Genomic DNA, 16,965 nt, shown 5'->3' on the forward strand with positions numbered 1-16,965 from the left:
CCCTTCCTTCGTTGCAGTTCAGCGCTTGGGAACACGGATGACGACCGTGCTGCACACCTTGTCGGCGAAGGTCTGCTTCTTGGGGTCCCAGATCGGCCAGAGCCAGCCGATGTGGCAGGGCAGGCTGTCGAGGATGTGGGCCAGCTTGCGGACGAAGGCCAGCCCGAACCCGAGAGTCCTGCCGTCGGCCTCACGCCGCAGGCTGATGCCGACCACCTTCTTGCCGGTCGACTGCCCGGTGGAGCCCTCCTTGAACAGCTGGAAGAAGCCCATGACGACCGCGTAGACGATGCCGACGATGAAGAAGACGCCCGGTTCGGCCGTGTCCGGATCGGCGGCCGTGGCGAGGTCGACGAAGCCCAGGGCGTACATCGGGCCGATCACGATCAGCGTGTCGAGGAGGTCCGCCCCGACGCGCAGCCCCCAGTGGGCCAGCTCGGGCATCGCGGGAGCGTACTGCTGGGGCTGCTGGGGCTGCTGGGGCTGCTGGGGCTGCTGGGGCTGCTGGGGCTGCGGGGGGTACCCGTACTGCGGGGCGGCCTGCTGCGGGTAGCCGTACTGGGGCGGCACGCCCTGCGGGGCCTGCTGCGGGTGACCGGGCCGGTCCTGCGGGGGCTGCTGGCCGTACGGGTTGTTCGGATCGCCGAAGCTCACGATGAAATCTCTTCGTTGGAGGGAAACACGGACGACGTGCGCAGCGCGGAGCCGCACGCACGTCGTCCGCATCACTATCAGGGGCTTCCCAGACGTCAGTCGAGCAGGTCGGGGATCGGCTCGGTGTTGCTGCGCTGGACGGAGTTCTTGGCGCCGGCCGCCGGGCCGAGGGCCCAGTCGGAGAGGGCCATGGAGTCCATGTACCGCTCCTCGTCGTTCAATAGGACCCCGATGATCGTCTTGCCGTTGCGGACGACCGAGAAGACGAGGCACTTGCCGGAGGGAGTGGTCGTCCCGGTCTTGATGCCGATCGCGCCCGGGTACGCGTAACCGGTCGGGCGGGGCTGGATCAGCAGGTTGGTGTTGCTCCAGGCGCCGACGGTGGCGGTGCCGCCGGTGCTGTAGCTGGTGGTCTTCACCAGGGTCTGGAACAGCGGGATGGTCATCGCGTGCTGGGTGAGCTTCGCCAGGTCGCGCGGGCTGGTGAGGTTCTTCCCGGTCGGCGAGATGCCGTCGAAGGAGTCGTACTCGGTGTTGGCCAGACCCAGCTCCTTCGCCTTGGCGTTCATCTTGGCGATGAAGTCACCGGTCCGGGCCGCCATGGTCGTACCGGCGCCGAAGGTGTCGGCGAGCGCGTACGTGGCATCGGAGCCCGACGGCAGCATCGCGCCGTACAGCAGCTGACGGACCGTCGGCGTCGCGCCCGCCTTGAGCTGGGCCGAGCTCGCGCCCTGGCGGTAGACGTAGTCCAGGTACTCCTGCTTGACCGTGACCTTCTGCTCGAGGTCGAGACCCGGCAGGGTGGTGACCACCACGGTGGTCATGATCTTCGTGGTGCTCGCCATCGGACGCTTGGTGTCGGCGTCCTTGGCCATGAGCGTGGCCCCGTTGGTGCCGTTGATCACGATCGCGCCGGCCGCGGTGATGGCCGGCGCGGGCGCCGCCTGGGCGGGAGTCGTGGCCGTGACCAGGGCTCCAGCGGCGATGGATACTGCGAGCGCGCCCTTGGCGCGCCGCATCAGGGTGGAGATCACTGCATTCCTTGACTGTGTTGATGAACACGGACGGGAGGCGCCGCGAAGGGCGCCCCCGCCCGGGAGAACGCCCGGACCCCGGCGTCGGTATCAGCCGAAGCCGCCGGGATCCGGTGAATCGGTGCCGCCGGGTCAGAGCGGGACGCCCACGCCCCCGCCATCTCTGCGATCGCGCACGAAGGCTTCTTCGATCCCTGCCAGCCCAGAAGCCCGCAAGACCGGTGCCGGTCGGCCTCGTTCTGGAAGGGCCGCCGCCGGACGAACGCGACTGCTGGAGCTGCTGGTTCCTCCGCCGGTGCCGGAGCGAGCTCTGCGGGTTCTCGGTGTCGACGAGTTCGCCTTCCGCAGGAGGCCGCACCTACGGAACCATCCTCGTCGACGTGGAGGGCGGCCACGTCGTGGATGTTCTGTCTGGCCGTACCTCCGAGACCTTCGCCGCCAGGCTGCGCGAGCACCCAGACGCCGCGATCACCTCTCGCGACCGGGCCTCGTCCTACACCTGCGCGATCAAGGAAGCCGCGCCCGCTGCCGTGGAAGTCGCCGACCCCTGGCACCTGCTCCAGAACCTTGCCGCCGTAGTGGAGAAGACCTGCCACCAGCACCGCGCCTGCCTGCGTAAACGTGCCGACGAGGTGACCGACGGTATCCCGGAGGGCCTTGACCCCGGAGAGGCTTGGATCTTGATGGTCCAGGAGATTGGAGTTCCTTCGCTGAGGTTCGCAGGTCCGCAGGTGTCCGGCAGAGCATGAGCGCGATCGGGTCCAGCGCGGACAACGCCGCCGCCGAGTCGTTCAACGCGACCTTCAAAAGAGAGACGCTCAAAGGCAGGAAGGGCTGGTCAACCGAACGCGAGGCCCGCAGGGTCGACCGCTGCGGACGGAGACATGCGGCAAGATGCCGATGCATGACCCTCTTATCGCGTTTCACCATGCCGGGCCAGATCTGGGCTGTGGCCGCATCCGACCCCTCCGGGCCACTGACCGTGACCGGCTACGGCCTGAATCCGCTGGTGACCGTCATCACGAGCGTCGACCTTTCAGGCAAGGTGACGTGGCAGCGGACCTACCCCGGGACGGGCAAGCCGCGATCCCGTCTGGCCACGGACGGCGTGCTGTGGCTCGCCTACCCAGACCGCGACGGTCGGCTCCTGGAAGGCGTTCTGCCGGACGGTTCCACTGGGCCCACCGCCCGCCCGGAGTGCCGAGCCGATGAGGAGATCGGCGCATTCGTCCTCCTCGACGACGGGTTCGTCATTTCCTGGGTCAGCAGCTCCCGCATCGTCCGTGGGGAACGCAGCCGACCCACCTCTGTACCGGAGCCTCGCGTGGCCCGGTACACGAGAGAGGGGGAGTGCATCTGGTCCACGCCGATTGTGCTCGGTGCGGTGTCGTTCCCGGGCGTGGTGGAGATGGGGGACCGGACCGGGTGGGAGATCCGGCCGCGTAGACCTTGGGTCCCGGAGGAGATCGGCGTTGATCACTGGGAGCCACTGCTCGTATCGGCCGACCGGATCGCAGCCAGTTTCACCGACACACGGGGTGGCATCGGAAGGACGTTCTTCCTTGACCTGGACAGTGGTGAGACCGTGTCGGTCACCGCTCCCGCTCCCACAGGCCGAAAGGCGATAGCTGGCCCTGGCCAGTTCCTGCTCGGATCCCAGGGATACGGTGCCTTCACGACCGGCCACTTCGGCCGGGACGGCGTCGAAACCGCGCGCTGGGCCAGTCATGGGGCAATGCTCGTCGACAAGAACGGCGGCGTCCGCGGCCCGGAGCTCGAAAACAGCCTGCCTTCGCGGTCACGCTTCCGGCGGCTCGCACCGGACAACAGCCTTGTGGACGGGCCGCCGCTGACGGGTTACTACACGTCCTACCCCGCGATGGACTGCGAGGGAACGGCGGTGTTCTGGCGAGACGGCAAGCTGCTCGCTGTGGACACGGATCTCGCCGGACACGAGCTGTTCGCCATGGATGACAGCCGAGCGGTTATCGGTCGTTCGCTTCTGCTGAGCGAAGGCCGTGTCGTCGTCTCCCTGGACAACGAGGTCCTGGTCTTCCGTACACCGCTGGGGTCCCTGGCCGAGGGCCCCTGGCCGTGCGGGGAAGCGAACCTCAGGGGCAATCCTCTCCTGAGCTGAAACTGCCTGCGTGACGGCGGAGGAGACTGAAGCCGAGCATGGAGCTGGTAGGACGGGTCGACAACAAGACTCGCTCACAGAACGCGTTCAACAGTCATGTCGCTTCGCCCTCCAGGCCCTGATGGGCATACTCCGGACGGGGCTGCGGTGGGTGGTGCTGTCGGTGCGCCTGTCCAGCTCGGTACGGAGCTCGTGGTTGACCTGGGCATGGACGGCGACGCGCTCGCGAAGCCGGTCGTTGTCCTCCCGCAGGTGCCGCCCAGATAGCCGGAAGAGGGATCGCGGGAGTCATACCGCGTTTCGCGTATTCGGCGCGTCGTGGCATCCCTGTCCAGGGTGGGGCTGTCACCAGCCCCACCTCACTGGTTCATGGTTGAGGTCACTGGCGCGGGCAGCCCCTAGACGGCGGCCCGCGCTGCCACGTTTCCAGGGTTGGTTACGGCTCCTCGGAGGGGAGGCCTGGGAACCCGTAGCGGGATGGGTCTGTGCAGATCGTCGTCGAGGGGTTGGCGGTGGGTCTCACCCCGGACTGGGCGGCGCTCGGGAGGCGTGCACAGCCGTGATGTGCGCCTGAGTCGTGCAAGCCGGTGGCAAGTGGGTGGCAATCGGGGTGCGGAGGGTGGGGGCATGACCACGAGTGAGGTTTTTGATGCCGCCGTTCACCCCTATGTGCGGGAGATGGCGATGATCCACCGGGTGTTCCGGCGTGAGGCGCGGTTGTTGGGTGAGCTCGTGCAGGACGTGCGGGCCGGGGATGTGGGGCGGGCGCGGGTGCTTGCCGAGCACTGGCGGCAGTATGCCGTCGGGCTGCACGCGCACCACACCGGGGAGGACGAGGTGCTCTGGCCCGCCGTGCTGCCGTACCTGGACCTCGATGCCGAGCAGGTGCTCGCGATGGAGGCGCAGCACCGTGAGCTCGACGGCGGGATCGGCGAGGTGCAGGTGCTGATGGACCGGTGGCGGGAGCGGGCGCTGGCCGAGGACCGGGACGAGCTGGCCGAGGCGCTGCGCCGGCACCACCGGCAGCTGTGCGCCCACCTCGACGAGGAGGAGCGGGAGGTGATGCCGCTGGTCGCGCTGCACGTGGGGGAGGAGCGGTGGCGGGCCGTCGGGGAGCGGGGGCTGGCCGAGACGCCCAAGGAGCGGTTGATGATCGCGCTGGGCGCCATCCTGGAGGACACCTCGCCCGAGGAGCGCCGGGAGTTCCTGGCCCGGCTGCCGGTTCCGGCCCGGGTGGTGTGGAGGCTGCTGGGGCAGCGGCAGTACCGCCGGGAGACCGTGCGGATCCGCGGGCGGCGGGCGGGTGGGTGAGGAGGGCGGGTCCGGGACCCTCAGCCGTTCCGTACCGATCGATGAGTGTGCACCACCGATGCGCATGGGGTTTTCCGTCCCGCAGTTCGGGCCCTTCGCCGACCCCCACCAGTCCGCCGCCCTGTGCACCGCCCTGGAGGAGCTGGGGTGCGCCAGCCTCTGGGTGGCCGACCGGCTGCTGTCGCCGCTCGTCCCGCCCGAGGGGTATGCGGGGGGCAAGGCGATGCCCCTGCGGTACGGGACCCATCTCGACCCGCTGCTCGCGCTGGGCGTCGCGGCCGCCGCGACCCGGCGGGTGCGGCTGGGCAGCAGCACCCTCAACGCCCTGTGGCAGCCGCCCCTGGTGCTCGCCAGGTCCCTGACCACCCTCGACCTGATCAGCCGCGGCCGCCTCGACGTGGGCATCGGGCTGGGCTGGATGCGGGAGGAGTACGAGGCCTGCGGCGTGCCGTGGCGGGGGCGCGGGGCCCGGCTGGAGGAGACGCTGGACGTGCTGGAGGCCGTCTGGCGGTCCGGGACGGTCGCGCACGCCGGCCCCCTGTGGACGATCGCCGAGTCCACGGTCCTGCCGCAGCCGTCGCAGATGCCGAGACCGCCGCTCCTGCTGGGCGGCTTCACCCCGTTCGCGCTGGAGCGGATCGGCCGGCGGGCGGACGGGTGGCTCGCGGCCTCGATGCCGCTGCCGTACCTGCACGGGCTGTGGGCGGTGGCCGTCGAGGCGGCCGAGCGGGCGGGCCGGGACCCGGCCCTGCTGCGCCGGGTGTTCAGGGTGAATGCGGAGGTCACCCCGGGGGAGGCCGCCGCAGGGGAGACCCACCGGCGCGGGACGGTGCGTCAGATCTGCGACCACCTGCGGCTGATGTGCGCGGCGGACACCGACGAGGTGCTGGTGGACCTCCAGCTGACCACGGACTCCCCGGAGGAGTTCCTCGACCTGGCCGCGGAGTTCGTGGCCGAGTGGGGAGGGAGCTGACCTTTGCTACGCGGACGCAGATGGCAGCCCGGACAGGGCCGTGCGGGCGGTCTGCGCCCAGTGGTCCGAGTCCCATGCCGCGGCCACCCGTAGCGCTTCCCGGTAGTGGTCCCGCGCCTGCTCCGGGCGGTCCAGGAACCCGGCGAGGTCCCCGAGGGTCTGCGCGACGGGCCGGAAGACGAGGCTCAGGCTGCTCGCGCCGCCCGCCAGGCCACCGAGGGGCAGCAGGTCCCGGTACACCTCGCCGGCGGTGACCCGGTCGCCGAAGGCGATCGCCGCCGTGCCGCGCAGGCCGGCCAGGATGCCGAAGGCGAAGTCGGGCAGGAGCGGGGCCCGTTGGGCGAAGACCTCGCGGGCCTCCTCCGGGCGGCCGGCGGCGAGCAGGGCCAGGGCGGTCAGGGCCTCGTTGTGCGGCCGGTACTGCTCCCACACCGCGAGCAGGACCGGCAGGACCTCGGCGAGCCGGCCCTGCTGAAGCCGTACGCAGCCGACGGCCAGGCCCGCGAGCCCGCTGAGGTCCACGGCCCCGCGGGCCCGCAGTTCCGCCACCGCCGCCCCGAGCTCCTGCTCGGCCTCCTCGAACCGCCCCCGGGCCAGGGCGAGCATCGGCCGGCGCAGCCTGGCGACCGCGAACGCGCCCTGGAGCTCGTAGGTGCGGGCGATCCCGTCGGCGCGCAGCAGGCACTCCTCCATCCCCGCCGGGTCGTTGCGGGCGGCCGCCATCCGGGCGGCGGTGTAGGCGCTCATCCAGGAGTACTCGGGGCCGTCCTGGGAGGCGGCCACCTCGGTCAGCTCCTCGTGGAGCTCCCGGTAGGCCCCGGGGGCGAGTTCGCAGTCGATCCGGCGCATCAGCGAGGTGAGGGTCAGGCCCCGCAGCCGGGGATCGCCCGTGGCCCGGGCGAGTTCCACGGCCTGCCGGGCCACGGCCTCCGCCCGCGGGTCCGTGTCGTCGAGCGCGTCGGCGAGCTGGTCGAGCAGCAGGCACCGCTCCCGGTCGGCCGTGCCCCCGCCCTCCAGCAGCCGCCCGAGCTCCTCGACGGCCTCCGGGTCGCACTCCGCGTACGCGCGCACCCGCCAGGGCGTCGGTTCCGTCCAGGTCGTGTACGCGGCCGTCAGCAGATCGGCGCGGCCCGCCGCCCGGGCCACCCGTACGGCCTCCTGCTGCGCCTCCCGGGCCGGTACGACGGCGCCCATCCGGATCCGGCAGTCCACCAGCTGGCCCAGCAAGAGCACCCGCAGCAGTGCGGGGTCCTGGCCGGCGAACGCGGCCGGGTGGTCCGCCAGCAGGCCCAGGGCCGCGCCGAGGAGGTGCTCGGCGTTCTGCGGCGCGTAGCGGCGTACGGCCTGCTCGCACGCGAGCCGGGCGTGGTGCACGGCGGGCCCGGCGTCGGCGGTCACCACCGTCGCCGCCCTCAGCAGGTGGTGGGCGGTGGCGGCGACGTCGTCGGAGCCCAGGGCGATCAGGCTGCGGCCGAGCCGCGAGTGCATCCGGGCCAGCCGCAGCCCGGTGAGGTCGGCCTCCAGCGCGTCCCTGACCAGGGCGTGGCTGAAGCGGACCGTTCCGGGCCGGGGCTCGGTGAGCAGGCCCGCGGACACCCCCGCGTCCAGGGCGTCGAGGAGCTGGTCGGCGTCGCAGTCCGCGGCGTGGACCAGCAGCGCGACCGGCGCCTCGCGTCCGGCCACGGCGGCCAGGCGCAGTCCGGCCGTGGCGGTCGGCGCGAGCAGGGCCAGCCGGCGCCGCAGCACGTCCTGGACCCCCTCCGGGATGCGGGCCAGCGCCTGCTGTTCGCCCTCGCCGGCCAGCAGCAGGGAACTCTCGCGGAGGTAGAAGGGGTTGCCCCCGGCCCGCTCGGCGAGGGCGGTCGCGGCCCGGTCGCTCATGCCGGACGCGACCCGGCGCATCAGCGCCTTCGCCTCGGCGTCCGGGAGCCCGCCGAGGGGCATCCGTACGGGGGAGCGGGCGGCCAGGCGCGCCAGCGCGCCGGTCAGGTCGCCCTCGCCGGTGCGGTACGAGCCCACCAGGAGCAGCGGTACGTCACGCAGCCGTTCGGCACAGAGCAGGAACAGCTCGACGCTCTCCCGGTCGCCCCGGTGCAGGTCGTCCAGGACCAGTGCGAGCGGCTGCCGCAGGGCGGTGTCGCGGAGCCAGCCGAGCAGCGCGCCGTGCAGGCGGAAGCGGCGTGCCGGGCTGCCGTCCGCCTGCCCCGGGGCACTCGCGGTGCCCGGGTCCAGGAGGGGGGCGAGCTCGTCGGCGTACGCGCCCGGCGGCGCGGCCTGCGCGAGGCCGGGCAGCATGTCGAACCAGGCCCGGCCGGGCGGGGCGCCCTCGGTCTCGGGGCACTGCCCGGAGGCGACCAGCCAGCCCTGTCCGGGGAGCTGCCGCAGGGCGGTCTCCAGGAGGCTCGACTTCCCGATGCCGGCCTCACCGGAGACGAGGACCACCTGCGCCCCGCCGGTGCGCGCCCGGTCGGCGGCGTCGGCGAACCGGAGCAGTTCCGCGTCGCGGCCCAGGAGCCGGTCGGCGCCGAACACCGTCGGCACGGCCGGGCGCGCGGGTACGGCGGCCGGGGACGCAGGCTCCTCGGCCCGTACGACGGGAGCGGGCGCGGGGGCGGGGGCCGGTGCCGCCCGGTGGAGGACCTCGACGCGCTGGTGCAGCAGGGCGTCCTCCAGTTCCAGCAGGGCGGGACCGGGCTCGACGCCGAGTTCCTCGTCGAGGACCTGTCGGGCCCGGCGCAGCGCGGCCAGGGCGTCCCCCTGCCGGTCACGGGCCCACAGCCCCAGGGCCAGCAGCCGCCAGCCCTCCTCGTGGAGCGGCTGTTCCGTCGTCAGGACCCCGGCCTCGGCGACGGCCTGGGCGGCCTGCCCGCCGGCCAGCCGCGCCGCCGCCAGCCGTTCCCGGGCGCCGCGCCGCAGCTCCTCCAGGCGGGTGCGCTCGGCCGCGGTCCACGGCTCGTCGGCGAACTCCGCGTACGGCCGTCCGCCCCACGTCGCCAGCGCCCGGGCCAGGTGCTCGGCGGCCAGGTGCGGGGGTGCACCCGCCGCCGGGCAGGCCGCCACCCGGTCCTCGAACACCCAGGCGTCCACCGCCGTCCGGTCCAGGACGAGGGAGTAGCCGTAGGGGGCGCTGACCAGGATGCGCGCGGGCGTCCGCGGTGCCCGTTCCGGTTCGAGGGCGCGCCGCAGCCGTGCGACGTACGCGTGCAGCGAGGTCTGCGCGCTCGGCGGGACGCGCGTCGGCCAGAGCCGCTCGATGATCCGCTCCGTGGGTACGACCGCACCGCGGGCGAGCAGCAGCTGGACGAGGAGCATCCGTCCGAGCCGGCCGCGCGCGTCGACCGGGCGGCCGTCGACCTCGGCCCGGAACGGCCCGAGCACCTTCATTGTGATCATGACAAGAACATCGTAGGGGTGGAGGAGGGGCGGTGGGCTCCCGGGGGACCGGCGGGTCAGTGGTGCGGCGCCCCCGTCACCGCCGGCGGACGGATCCGCCCGGCGGGCGCGCCGGCCCCCGGAGGGGGAGCGGGCGGGGGGTGCCGGAGCGAGGCGAGGACTGTGGCGGCGAAGCCGATCAGGGTGCGCACGGGTTCCTTCCGGGCGGGGTGACGGTTCGGCAGGCCGGCTCAGCGCCCCGCCCGTGCCTGCTCCCGTTCCTTCCCCTGTTCGGCGAGGGCGCGGAACCGGTCCCACTGGACCTTCGGCCGGCGCAGGCCGCGCCGTGCGAGGTACCGGTCGGTGGAGCGCCACGTGTGACGCAGCACCTTCAGGGCGTCGCTCGCGCGGCCGGAGCCCATGGGTTCGACCACCGTGGAGGGCACGACCATCCAGCCGGCCGCGCTGCGGCGCAGCTCGCCGCGTACGAGCGCGTTGTACATGCGGTCGAGCCGCTCGTCGTGCCGGTGCACCAGCAGGCTCGCCGGCCCCGGCTCGACGGCGCAGTCCGCGGGCACCCCGACCAGGTAGCCCGCCGCCGTCGGCCGCGGCCGGGTACGGGCGAGCACCGGCGCGCCCGAGGCGTCGCGCGCGGCCAGGACGGCGGTGGGCAGGCCCGCCAGCTGCGCGGCCCCGGGCAGGGCGGCCGCCGCCCCGGCGGGCGCGGCCGGCACCGGGAGGTCCGGCAGCTCGGCCATGGGAGGCCGGACGAGCACCCGTTCGGGTTCGACGGTGATGAGGAGGCGCAGGTAGTACCAGGACATCACCGGCCTCATGGGGCGCGTGAGGTACGCGCGGCTGTGCGGCTGCCGCTCGAAGAGCCTGCGCCAGTACTCCTCGGCCCCCCGCGGACTCGCCGTCACCGCGTCGGGGCACTGCGCGCGGCCGCCGACGAAGACCTGCGGGGCGGGGTCGAGGCCGCTGCCGGTCGGGTCCGAGAAGAGCAGTCCGACCCGGCCGTCACGGCGGACGTTCAGGGCCTTCTGCGCAAACGCGATCGACGTGGTGAGGAGGAGGGTCCCGTCGTCGCGGCGTTCGACGGCCGTGGGCCAGGCCAGCGGGGTCCCGTCCTTGCCCAGGGTGACGAACTCGCAGGTCCGGTAGGCGTCCAGGACCTCGTGGGGAGCAGAGCCGAGTACCGTCATCGCGCCGCTCCGGCGGGGGCGCTGGGGGTGAGGGGGCCGGGGAGGTTGGGGAGGCCTGTCAGGCCTGACAGGCCTGGGGGAGTACAGCTGGGGGACACGTCCGGACGCTCCTGGATCGCTTGCCGACAACGGATGCGCAACGGTCCCCGCACCCCCTTGGCAGCCACTTGCCGCCGACTTGCCGTCCCGCGTGCCGCGTGCCGCGTGCCGCGTCCCGCGTGCCGCGTGCCGCGTGCCGCGTGCCGCGTGCCGCGTGCCGCGTCCCGGCGCTGGCGTCCTTGCGCCGTCGTCCCCCCGCTGGCGCCTGGGCCTGGTGTCCCCGCAGCGCTGTCCACGCGCCGATGCCCGCGCCCTGGCGCTTCGGCAGCCCGCCCTGGCGGCGCCACCCCCGCGCCGACTCCCCGCCGATGTCCCCGCCCTGGCGCTGCGGCAGCCCGCCCTGGCGGCACCGCCCCGTGCCGACTCCCCGCTGATGTCCCCGCCTTGGCGCCCCGGCAGCGTCGCTCCGGGGACGTCGCCCCGGGGACGTCGCCCCGGCGGCGCCACCCCCACGCCGACTCCGCGCTGATGTCCCCGCCCTGGTGCCCCCGTAGCCCCGCCCCGGCTACGTCGCCCCGCAGCCTCGCCCCGGCAGCCTCGCCCCGGCAGTCCCGCCCCCGCGCTGCCCCCCCCCCCCCGCGGCGCCGCCCCCGAGCCGACTCTCCCGGACGCCGAACCCGTCACGGCCCGCGCCGCGGTCGGCTTCGCGGTCCGGTCACGGGCCCGGGTGGCCGGTCCCGGTGGGGCGGCTTCCGGGTCGTTTGCCGGCGGCCGGACGGTCTGCTGCCCGACCGGGTCCGGGGAGCGCTCCCGGCCCGGCGCCCTCGGGGTCGGGCTCGGCTGAACGGCCGCGGCCCGCCTCCCGCCCGGCCCCGCCCGGCCCCGCCCCGGCCCCGCCGAAAACGCGGTGACCTGGGTGCCGGTGCCTTGTGACAATGGCCCGATGACCACACCGCCCCCGCCCGCCGCGCGGGACTCGCTGGCCGGGCTCGCCTTCGGAGACGCCTTCGGCGACCGCTGGTTCGGCATGCTGCGCCGCGAGGGCACGGCCGCCCTGGAGGCGCGGATCCCGCCCCCGGAGCCGCTGTGGCGGTGGAGCGACGACACCGCCCAGGCGCTCGTGCTCCTGCGGGAACTCGCCGAGGGCGGCGGCACCGTCGACCAGGACCGCCTCGCCCTGCGCCTCGCCGAGGCCTACGCCGCCGACACGCACCGCGGCTACGGGGCCTCGATGCACGACGTCCTGCGCCGGATCGGCGCGGGCGAGCCCTGGCGGGAGGTGGTTGCCGGACAGTTCGGCGGCCAGGGCTCCTGGGGCAACGGCGCCGCCATGCGCGTGGCCCCGCTCGGCGCCTGGCTCGCCGCCGACCTCGAAGCCGTCGCCGAACAGGCCGCCCGGCAGGGCGAGGTCTCGCACCACCACCCCGAGGCGGTCGCCGGAGCGGTGGCGGTCGCCGTGGCCGCCGCGCTGGCCGTCCGCAGCCGTGGCGGCGAGGTCCCGGCGCGCCCGGACTTCCTGCGCGCCGTCGCCGACCGGCTCCCCGTCGGCGACGTCCGCTCCGGGCTGCGGATCGCGGCCCGGATGCCGGAGCACACCTCGGTCCGGCACGCCGCCGAAGTCCTGGGCTCCGGCTACCGGATGTCCGGCCCCGACACCGTGCCCTACGCCCTCTGGTGCGCGGCGACCCACCTCGACGACCTGCACGAGGGCCTGTGGTCCACCGTCGCCGGACGCGGGGACATCGACACCACGTGCGCCATCGCCGGCGGGGTCATCGCCGCCCGCACCGGCGTCGCGGCCCTCCCGCCCGCCTGGCACGCGGCCCGCGAGCCGCTGCCCGCGCCCGGGGCCTCGTACGGATAGCCGATTTGCCCGGCGGGCGGAGCTCCGGGCAGGATCCCGGGCATGGTTGCTGTGGTGCAGAACGTGGCGGTCGACTGCGCAGATGCCTACGGGCTGGCCCGGTTCTGGGGCGAGGCCCTCGGGGCTCCGCTGCACCCGGAGAGCCGGCCCGGCGACGCGGAGACCGCCGTGATCCTGCCCGAAGGGCCGATGCTGTACTTCAACCGGGTGCCGGAGCCCAAGACGGTCAAGAACCGGCTCCACCTGTGCCTGCGCCCCGAGACCTCGCGCGAGGAGGAGGTCGGGCGGCTGCTGGGCCTCGGCGCCACCCTCGTCGCCGACCGCCGGGAACCCGACGGCTCCGGCTGGGCCGTCCTCGCCGACCCCGAGGGCAACGAGTTCTGCGTCCTGCGCAGCGAGGCCGAGCGCGCGGCGGCCTCCTCCTGAGACCGGCGCGGCGTAGGGACGGCCCGCGGCGGGCAGAGCGTGATCATGACAGAGACCGCTACGGACACCCCCGACACCCCCGACACCCCGGACACCCCCGCCCCGCCGAGCCGCCGCCCGTTACGGCAGCTGCTGGCCGCCTCCGTAGGCAACGCCGTGGAGTGGTACGACTGGTACGCGTACACCTTCCTCGCCACCCACCTGGCACGGCAGGTCTTCCCGCCCGGCGCCGGCAGCTCCCTGGTCCCGCTGCTCTCCACCTTCGCCGTCTTCGCCGTCGGCTTCTTCATGCGCCCGGTCGGCGGACTGCTGATGGGCGCGGTCGCCGACCGGCGGGGCCGGCGCACCGCGCTGACCGTCACCATCCTGCTCATGGGAGGCAGCAGCCTGCTGGTCGGCCTCACCCCGACGTACGCGGCCGTCGGCCTGCTCTCCCCGGTCGTCCTCGTGACCGCCCGGCTGCTCCAGGGCCTGTCCGTCGGAGGGGAGTTCGCCGCGTCGACCACCTTCCTCGTGGAGTCCGCCGGGCCCGGCCGCCGGGGCCTCTTCTCGTCGTTCCAGTACGTCTCCACCACCATCGGCCAGCTCGCCGCCTCCGGCCTCGCCGCCCTGCTCGTGGCCGCGCTCCCCGAGGACGACATGAACGGCTGGGGGTGGCGCGTGCCCTTCCTGCTCGGCGCCGTCCTCAGCCTCGCCGGGTTCTGGATCCGGCGCGGCGCCGAGGAGACCCTCGCCGACCGCCCCGCCGCGGCCCCCCGCCCCGGGCTCTTCGACGCGCTCCGGCACCACCCCCGCGCCTCGCTGCGGATCTGCGGCATCACCGCCGGCGGCACCCTCGCGTACTACACCTGGACCTCGTACCTGCCGACGTACGCCGAGCTGGAGACCGGCATGGCCAAGACGGACGCGCTGCTCGCCGGCACCCTGTCGCTGGCCTTCTTCGCCCTGCTGCAGCCGGTCGGCGGCCTGCTGTCCGACCGCTTCGGCCGCAAGCCGTCCCTGCTGTTCTTCGGGCTCGGCTTCGCCCTGCTCGTCGTACCGCTGCTGCGCGCCCTGGACGGCTCGTTCCTCTCCCTGCTGCTCGTCCAGTGCGCCGGCATGGTGCTGCTCACCGGCTTCACCTCGGTCTCGGCGGCCGTGAACGCGGAGGTCTTCCCGGCCCGCGTGCGGGCGGCGGGCATCGGCTTCCCGTACTCCCTGACGGTTGCCCTCTTCGGCGGCACGGCCCCGTACGTCGGCACGCTGCTCCAGGAACTGGGCCGGCCGGGGCTGTTCCCCTGGTACGTGGCCGCGCTGTGCCTGTGCTCGTCGGCGGTGTACCTGCGGCTGCCGGAGACCGCCCACCGGTCCCTCGACCGCTGACGATCACCCGATCGTGTGGCACCACGGCAGCAACCGGCCCCGGCCTGCGGCGCTCGCGCTACGTTCGCCGCCATGGACATGTTGCGCGAGAAGATCAGCCACGGCTTCGACCTGCTGGACGCCGACGGCGACGGGGCCCTGACCGAGGCCGACCACGTCATCATGGGCGACCGGGCCGCCGACCAGCTCGGCCACGCCCGCGGCTCGGCCGAGCACACGCGGATGGTCGACGCCTACGTCGCGATCTGGCACGGCCTGCACGCGCAGCACGCCGGAGCCGCCGACGGCCGCCTGACCAAGGAAGAGTTCACCACCGGCGTGCTCGCCCTGGCCGGCGACCCGGAGGCGGCCGCCGCCACCGTCGGCGCGCTCGCCCGGGCCTTCTTCGCCATCGCCGACGCCGACGCGGACGGCCTGGTCAGCAGGCCCGAGTTCGACGCCTTCCAGCGCAGCCACTTCCCCGGGATCGGCCGCGCGGACCTGGACGCGGCGTTCGGCCGACTGGACCGCGACGGCGACGGCACCCTGGACCCGGCCGAGTTCGAGTCCGCGGTGGTCGAGTACTGGTCGAGCACCGACCCGGACGCCCCGGGCAACTGGTGGATGGGCCGCCCCGACACCCGGCACTGACCCGTCGGCGCACAGGGCCTGCTCCGGCCCGGACCGGAACGGGCCCTGTGCGCAGCTCGCGCTGCCGGACCGCCGACAGGTGGCATCAGCGTGGGTAGAACCTCATTCGCTCCGTGAGTGGAGTCGGGCGAACTCGTCGGCGAGCAAGCCCATCACGACGACATCAAGATGTCGACCGGCGGAGAACACCTGGTCGCGGAGGCGGCCTTCCTCGACGAAGCCGAGCCGCCGTTGGAACGCCAACGACACCTCGTTGTCCGCGAAGACCCGCGCTCCGCACTTGTGGAAGCGCCGCTCGTCGAACATGTAGCGCAGCAGCATCACCACGGCTTCCGAGGCGTAGCCCTTGCGCCGATGGCCGGCCTCCATCGTGACGCCGTACTCGAACCAGCCTGCGCGTGCATCAGCCTGATGCGACCCGACAGCGCCGACCGTCTTCCCCGTGTCGATGGCTTCGATCACCAGACCGAAGCAGTCGCCGTCGGACTTGGCGGCGGCCTGCTCGTTCGCCCAGGCACGGAAGCCCTCCGCAGAGCGGGGCGGGTTGAGCAGGTCTCCCAGGCGCTCTTCGTCCTCGGCGAAGCGCATGAACGCGCTCCAGTCGTCGGGCTCGATGCCGCGCAGGCGTACTCGTTGACCGGTCCAGAACGATGTCATCCCCTATTCGATCACGTTCCAGCGCGCGGGGTCCAGGTTCTCAGGCACCCTTGGATGGCCCTTGACCTGGCACTTCGGCGAACGCGAGCGCCGGCCGCCGCACTTCGACCCGGTCGACCACCGCGAACGTCACGCGGTCGAGCGCGGGATCAACCGCCTCAAGAGGAACCGCGCCGTCGCCACCCGGTACGACGAACTCGCGGTCCGCTACGAGGCGGCCGTCCTCGTCGCGGCCGTCGACGAGTGGCTGTGACCCTCGGCCGTCACACGGTGGGATCCACGTTCCACGTCGCCGGCAGATCGCTGCCGCAGAAGACGCAGACGAAGTCGCCCTCGCGCACGATGTTGTGCTCCTGGCAGTGGGGGCACCGCCGGAACACCACCTCGTGGGTGAAGCCGGAGGGCCGCCCAAGGTCCACGGCGTCCAGAGCACGAGCGACTGCCGGCCAAGAGGTCACGTCCGGGCAGTATCCGGTGGACTGGTTGCTGACCTCGCCCACGGTCCACCGGTCTGCCTCACGCACGAAGCTGATCTCGCCGGCACTGAGAACCATGTCCCCACCAGCGCAGGCCACGTGCTCGCTTCGCCGCGGCGCCAGCCGAAGCACACCATCCGTGCCGACCACGAAGGTGAAGGGTTCGGTCAGCTCTGCTGCCGATCGCTCGGCGATCCAACCGCCAAAGTCGGCTGCCGAGCCGATCGGGCACCCACCGCTGCCGGGCCGGACCGCAGCCTTCAGCTCAACCGGCCCGACGTATCGGTAACTCCGCCCCCGCGCACTCACATCCGCCAACCTAGATCACTTCCGACACACGCCCTGTGTACGGTCCGGCAGATCATGCTTCGGGGTCGGTGGGCCGGAGGTTTCCGTCCGTTCGGCGGTAGGCAGTGCCTAGCCGCTGCACTCGGTCAGTTCGCCGCCCTGGCGGACGGTGTACTGGCCCGGCGGGACGTTCATGACCTGGAAGCCGCCGTTCTGGGGGATCTCCACCGTGCCGCCGAAGCCGGCGGAGCCGTAGATGTAGGCCGGGCCCGGGGTGAAGCCGCCGCCGGAGAGGTGGACCTTGCCGTTGTCCAGGACGCCGGACGTCGAGCACGTCGCCGCGGGCAGGGCGTCCGGGACGGCCGCCAGGGCCGCGGGGGCGGCGGCGGTGAGGAGGGAGGCGGCCGCGAGCAGGGTGAGGGGGCGGAGGCGCGCAGGTCGGTTCATGGTCGGCCCTTTCTGGGGGAGGGCTGGGTGTCCGGGGCCTTCTTCCATCCTGGCCCCGCCGGGGCGAGGGGGCGAACGGGCTGCCGTCCC

16 protein-coding genes are annotated in these 16,965 nt (G+C 73.5%); 9 read left to right on the forward strand and 7 right to left on the reverse strand.

Features of this window, described 5'->3' with window-relative positions:
- Positions 1 to 18 precede the first annotated feature (18 nt).
- Entirely contained in the window at positions 19 to 654 is a 636-nt protein-coding gene (locus tag ACIPW5_RS05510) for an RDD family protein (RefSeq protein WP_401240705.1), read from the reverse strand.
- Between the two features lie 95 nt (positions 655 to 749).
- Entirely contained in the window at positions 750 to 1,673 is a 924-nt protein-coding gene (locus ACIPW5_RS05515; protein ID WP_401241425.1) for a D-alanyl-D-alanine carboxypeptidase family protein, read from the reverse strand.
- Between the two features lie 236 nt (positions 1,674 to 1,909).
- Here ACIPW5_RS05515 and ACIPW5_RS05520 point away from each other — a divergent pair, with 236 nt between their 5' ends.
- The 4 genes from ACIPW5_RS05520 to ACIPW5_RS05535 all read left to right on the forward strand — a co-directional run bounded on the left by ACIPW5_RS05520 (position 1,910) and on the right by ACIPW5_RS05535 (position 6,109).
- On the forward strand, positions 1,910 to 2,437 hold the full coding sequence (locus tag ACIPW5_RS05520; protein ID WP_401240708.1) for a transposase: 528 nt from the start codon (positions 1,910 to 1,912) through the stop codon (positions 2,435 to 2,437).
- Complete coding sequence (locus tag ACIPW5_RS05525; RefSeq protein ID WP_401240710.1) at positions 2,434 to 3,825, forward strand: hypothetical protein; 1,392 nt, start codon at positions 2,434 to 2,436, stop codon at positions 3,823 to 3,825. The genes ACIPW5_RS05520 and ACIPW5_RS05525 overlap by 4 nt, the downstream gene beginning before the upstream one ends.
- 627 nt (positions 3,826 to 4,452) lie before the next feature.
- Positions 4,453 to 5,136 carry a hemerythrin domain-containing protein gene (locus ACIPW5_RS05530; protein WP_401240713.1) on the forward strand — a complete coding sequence of 228 codons (684 nt, stop codon included), beginning with the start codon at positions 4,453 to 4,455 and terminating at the stop codon, positions 5,134 to 5,136.
- Positions 5,137 to 5,194: 58 nt separating this feature from the next.
- Positions 5,195 to 6,109 carry a TIGR03619 family F420-dependent LLM class oxidoreductase gene (locus tag ACIPW5_RS05535; RefSeq protein WP_401240716.1) on the forward strand — a complete coding sequence of 305 codons (915 nt, stop codon included), beginning with the start codon at positions 5,195 to 5,197 and terminating at the stop codon, positions 6,107 to 6,109.
- 6 nt (positions 6,110 to 6,115) lie between these two features.
- Here ACIPW5_RS05535 and ACIPW5_RS05540 read toward each other — a convergent pair whose 3' ends face one another.
- Together ACIPW5_RS05540 and ACIPW5_RS05545 are read right to left on the reverse strand one after the other, a co-directional pair.
- Positions 6,116 to 9,502: a BTAD domain-containing putative transcriptional regulator gene (locus tag ACIPW5_RS05540; protein WP_401240718.1), complete on the reverse strand. Its 3,387-nt coding sequence runs from the start codon at positions 9,500 to 9,502 to the stop codon at positions 6,116 to 6,118.
- A 230-nt stretch (positions 9,503 to 9,732) separates the two neighbouring features.
- On the reverse strand, positions 9,733 to 10,686 hold the full coding sequence (locus tag ACIPW5_RS05545) for a pyridoxamine 5'-phosphate oxidase family protein (protein ID WP_401240721.1): 954 nt from the start codon (positions 10,684 to 10,686) through the stop codon (positions 9,733 to 9,735).
- A 982-nt stretch (positions 10,687 to 11,668) separates the two neighbouring features.
- Here ACIPW5_RS05545 and ACIPW5_RS05550 point away from each other — a divergent pair.
- The 4 genes from ACIPW5_RS05550 to ACIPW5_RS05565 all read left to right on the forward strand — a co-directional run bounded on the left by ACIPW5_RS05550 (position 11,669) and on the right by ACIPW5_RS05565 (position 15,007).
- The gene (locus tag ACIPW5_RS05550) at positions 11,669 to 12,589 is read left to right on the forward strand and encodes an ADP-ribosylglycohydrolase family protein (protein WP_401240724.1); all 921 of its coding nucleotides are present in this window, start codon (positions 11,669 to 11,671) and stop codon (positions 12,587 to 12,589) included.
- Between the two features lie 42 nt (positions 12,590 to 12,631).
- A complete protein-coding gene (locus ACIPW5_RS05555) occupies positions 12,632 to 13,015 on the forward strand; it encodes a VOC family protein (protein ID WP_401240725.1) in 384 nt (127 codons plus the stop codon).
- 45 nt (positions 13,016 to 13,060) lie between these two features.
- Positions 13,061 to 14,377: an MFS transporter gene (locus ACIPW5_RS05560; RefSeq protein WP_401240727.1), complete on the forward strand. Its 1,317-nt coding sequence runs from the start codon at positions 13,061 to 13,063 to the stop codon at positions 14,375 to 14,377.
- 72 nt (positions 14,378 to 14,449) lie between these two features.
- Positions 14,450 to 15,007 carry an EF-hand domain-containing protein gene (locus ACIPW5_RS05565; RefSeq protein WP_401240730.1) on the forward strand — a complete coding sequence of 186 codons (558 nt, stop codon included), beginning with the start codon at positions 14,450 to 14,452 and terminating at the stop codon, positions 15,005 to 15,007.
- 102 nt (positions 15,008 to 15,109) lie between these two features.
- Here ACIPW5_RS05565 and ACIPW5_RS05570 read toward each other — a convergent pair whose 3' ends face one another.
- Entirely contained in the window at positions 15,110 to 15,664 is a 555-nt protein-coding gene (locus ACIPW5_RS05570; RefSeq protein ID WP_401240733.1) for a GNAT family N-acetyltransferase, read from the reverse strand.
- 61 nt (positions 15,665 to 15,725) lie between these two features.
- Between ACIPW5_RS05570 and ACIPW5_RS05575 the strand changes: the two genes are divergently transcribed.
- A complete protein-coding gene (locus ACIPW5_RS05575) occupies positions 15,726 to 15,917 on the forward strand; it encodes a hypothetical protein (protein WP_401240735.1) in 192 nt (63 codons plus the stop codon).
- Positions 15,918 to 15,927: 10 nt separating this feature from the next.
- Here ACIPW5_RS05575 and ACIPW5_RS05580 read toward each other — a convergent pair whose 3' ends face one another.
- Together ACIPW5_RS05580 and ACIPW5_RS05585 are read right to left on the reverse strand one after the other, a co-directional pair.
- Complete coding sequence (locus ACIPW5_RS05580; RefSeq protein ID WP_401240737.1) at positions 15,928 to 16,449, reverse strand: hypothetical protein; 522 nt, start codon at positions 16,447 to 16,449, stop codon at positions 15,928 to 15,930.
- A gap of 108 nt (positions 16,450 to 16,557) precedes the next feature.
- Positions 16,558 to 16,875: a hypothetical protein gene (locus tag ACIPW5_RS05585; protein WP_401240739.1), complete on the reverse strand. Its 318-nt coding sequence runs from the start codon at positions 16,873 to 16,875 to the stop codon at positions 16,558 to 16,560.
- Positions 16,876 to 16,965 lie beyond the last annotated feature (90 nt).

The sequence above is a fragment of the Streptomyces sp. NPDC090077 genome, assembly GCF_044747545.1.
Lineage (GTDB): Bacteria > Actinomycetota > Actinomycetes > Streptomycetales > Streptomycetaceae > Streptomyces.

Excerpts from the sequence above, each read along its gene's own strand:
- ACIPW5_RS05515 (WP_401241425.1), bottom strand. The coding sequence starts at position 1,673 with ATGCGGCGCGCCAAGGGCGCGCTCGCAGTATCCATCGCCGCTGGAGCC.
- ACIPW5_RS05525 (WP_401240710.1), top strand. The coding sequence starts at position 2,434 with ATGAGCGCGATCGGGTCCAGCGCGGACAACGCCGCCGCCGAGTCGTTC.
- ACIPW5_RS05530 (WP_401240713.1), top strand. The coding sequence starts at position 4,453 with ATGACCACGAGTGAGGTTTTTGATGCCGCCGTTCACCCCTATGTGCGG.
- ACIPW5_RS05535 (WP_401240716.1), top strand. The coding sequence starts at position 5,195 with ATGCGCATGGGGTTTTCCGTCCCGCAGTTCGGGCCCTTCGCCGACCCC.
- ACIPW5_RS05540 (WP_401240718.1), bottom strand. The coding sequence starts at position 9,502 with ATGATCACAATGAAGGTGCTCGGGCCGTTCCGGGCCGAGGTCGACGGC.
- ACIPW5_RS05545 (WP_401240721.1), bottom strand. The coding sequence starts at position 10,686 with ATGACGGTACTCGGCTCTGCTCCCCACGAGGTCCTGGACGCCTACCGG.
- ACIPW5_RS05550 (WP_401240724.1), top strand. The coding sequence starts at position 11,669 with ATGACCACACCGCCCCCGCCCGCCGCGCGGGACTCGCTGGCCGGGCTC.
- ACIPW5_RS05555 (WP_401240725.1), top strand. The coding sequence starts at position 12,632 with ATGGTTGCTGTGGTGCAGAACGTGGCGGTCGACTGCGCAGATGCCTAC.
- ACIPW5_RS05560 (WP_401240727.1), top strand. The coding sequence starts at position 13,061 with ATGACAGAGACCGCTACGGACACCCCCGACACCCCCGACACCCCGGAC.
- ACIPW5_RS05565 (WP_401240730.1), top strand. The coding sequence starts at position 14,450 with ATGGACATGTTGCGCGAGAAGATCAGCCACGGCTTCGACCTGCTGGAC.
- ACIPW5_RS05570 (WP_401240733.1), bottom strand. The coding sequence starts at position 15,664 with ATGACATCGTTCTGGACCGGTCAACGAGTACGCCTGCGCGGCATCGAG.
- ACIPW5_RS05585 (WP_401240739.1), bottom strand. The coding sequence starts at position 16,875 with ATGAACCGACCTGCGCGCCTCCGCCCCCTCACCCTGCTCGCGGCCGCC.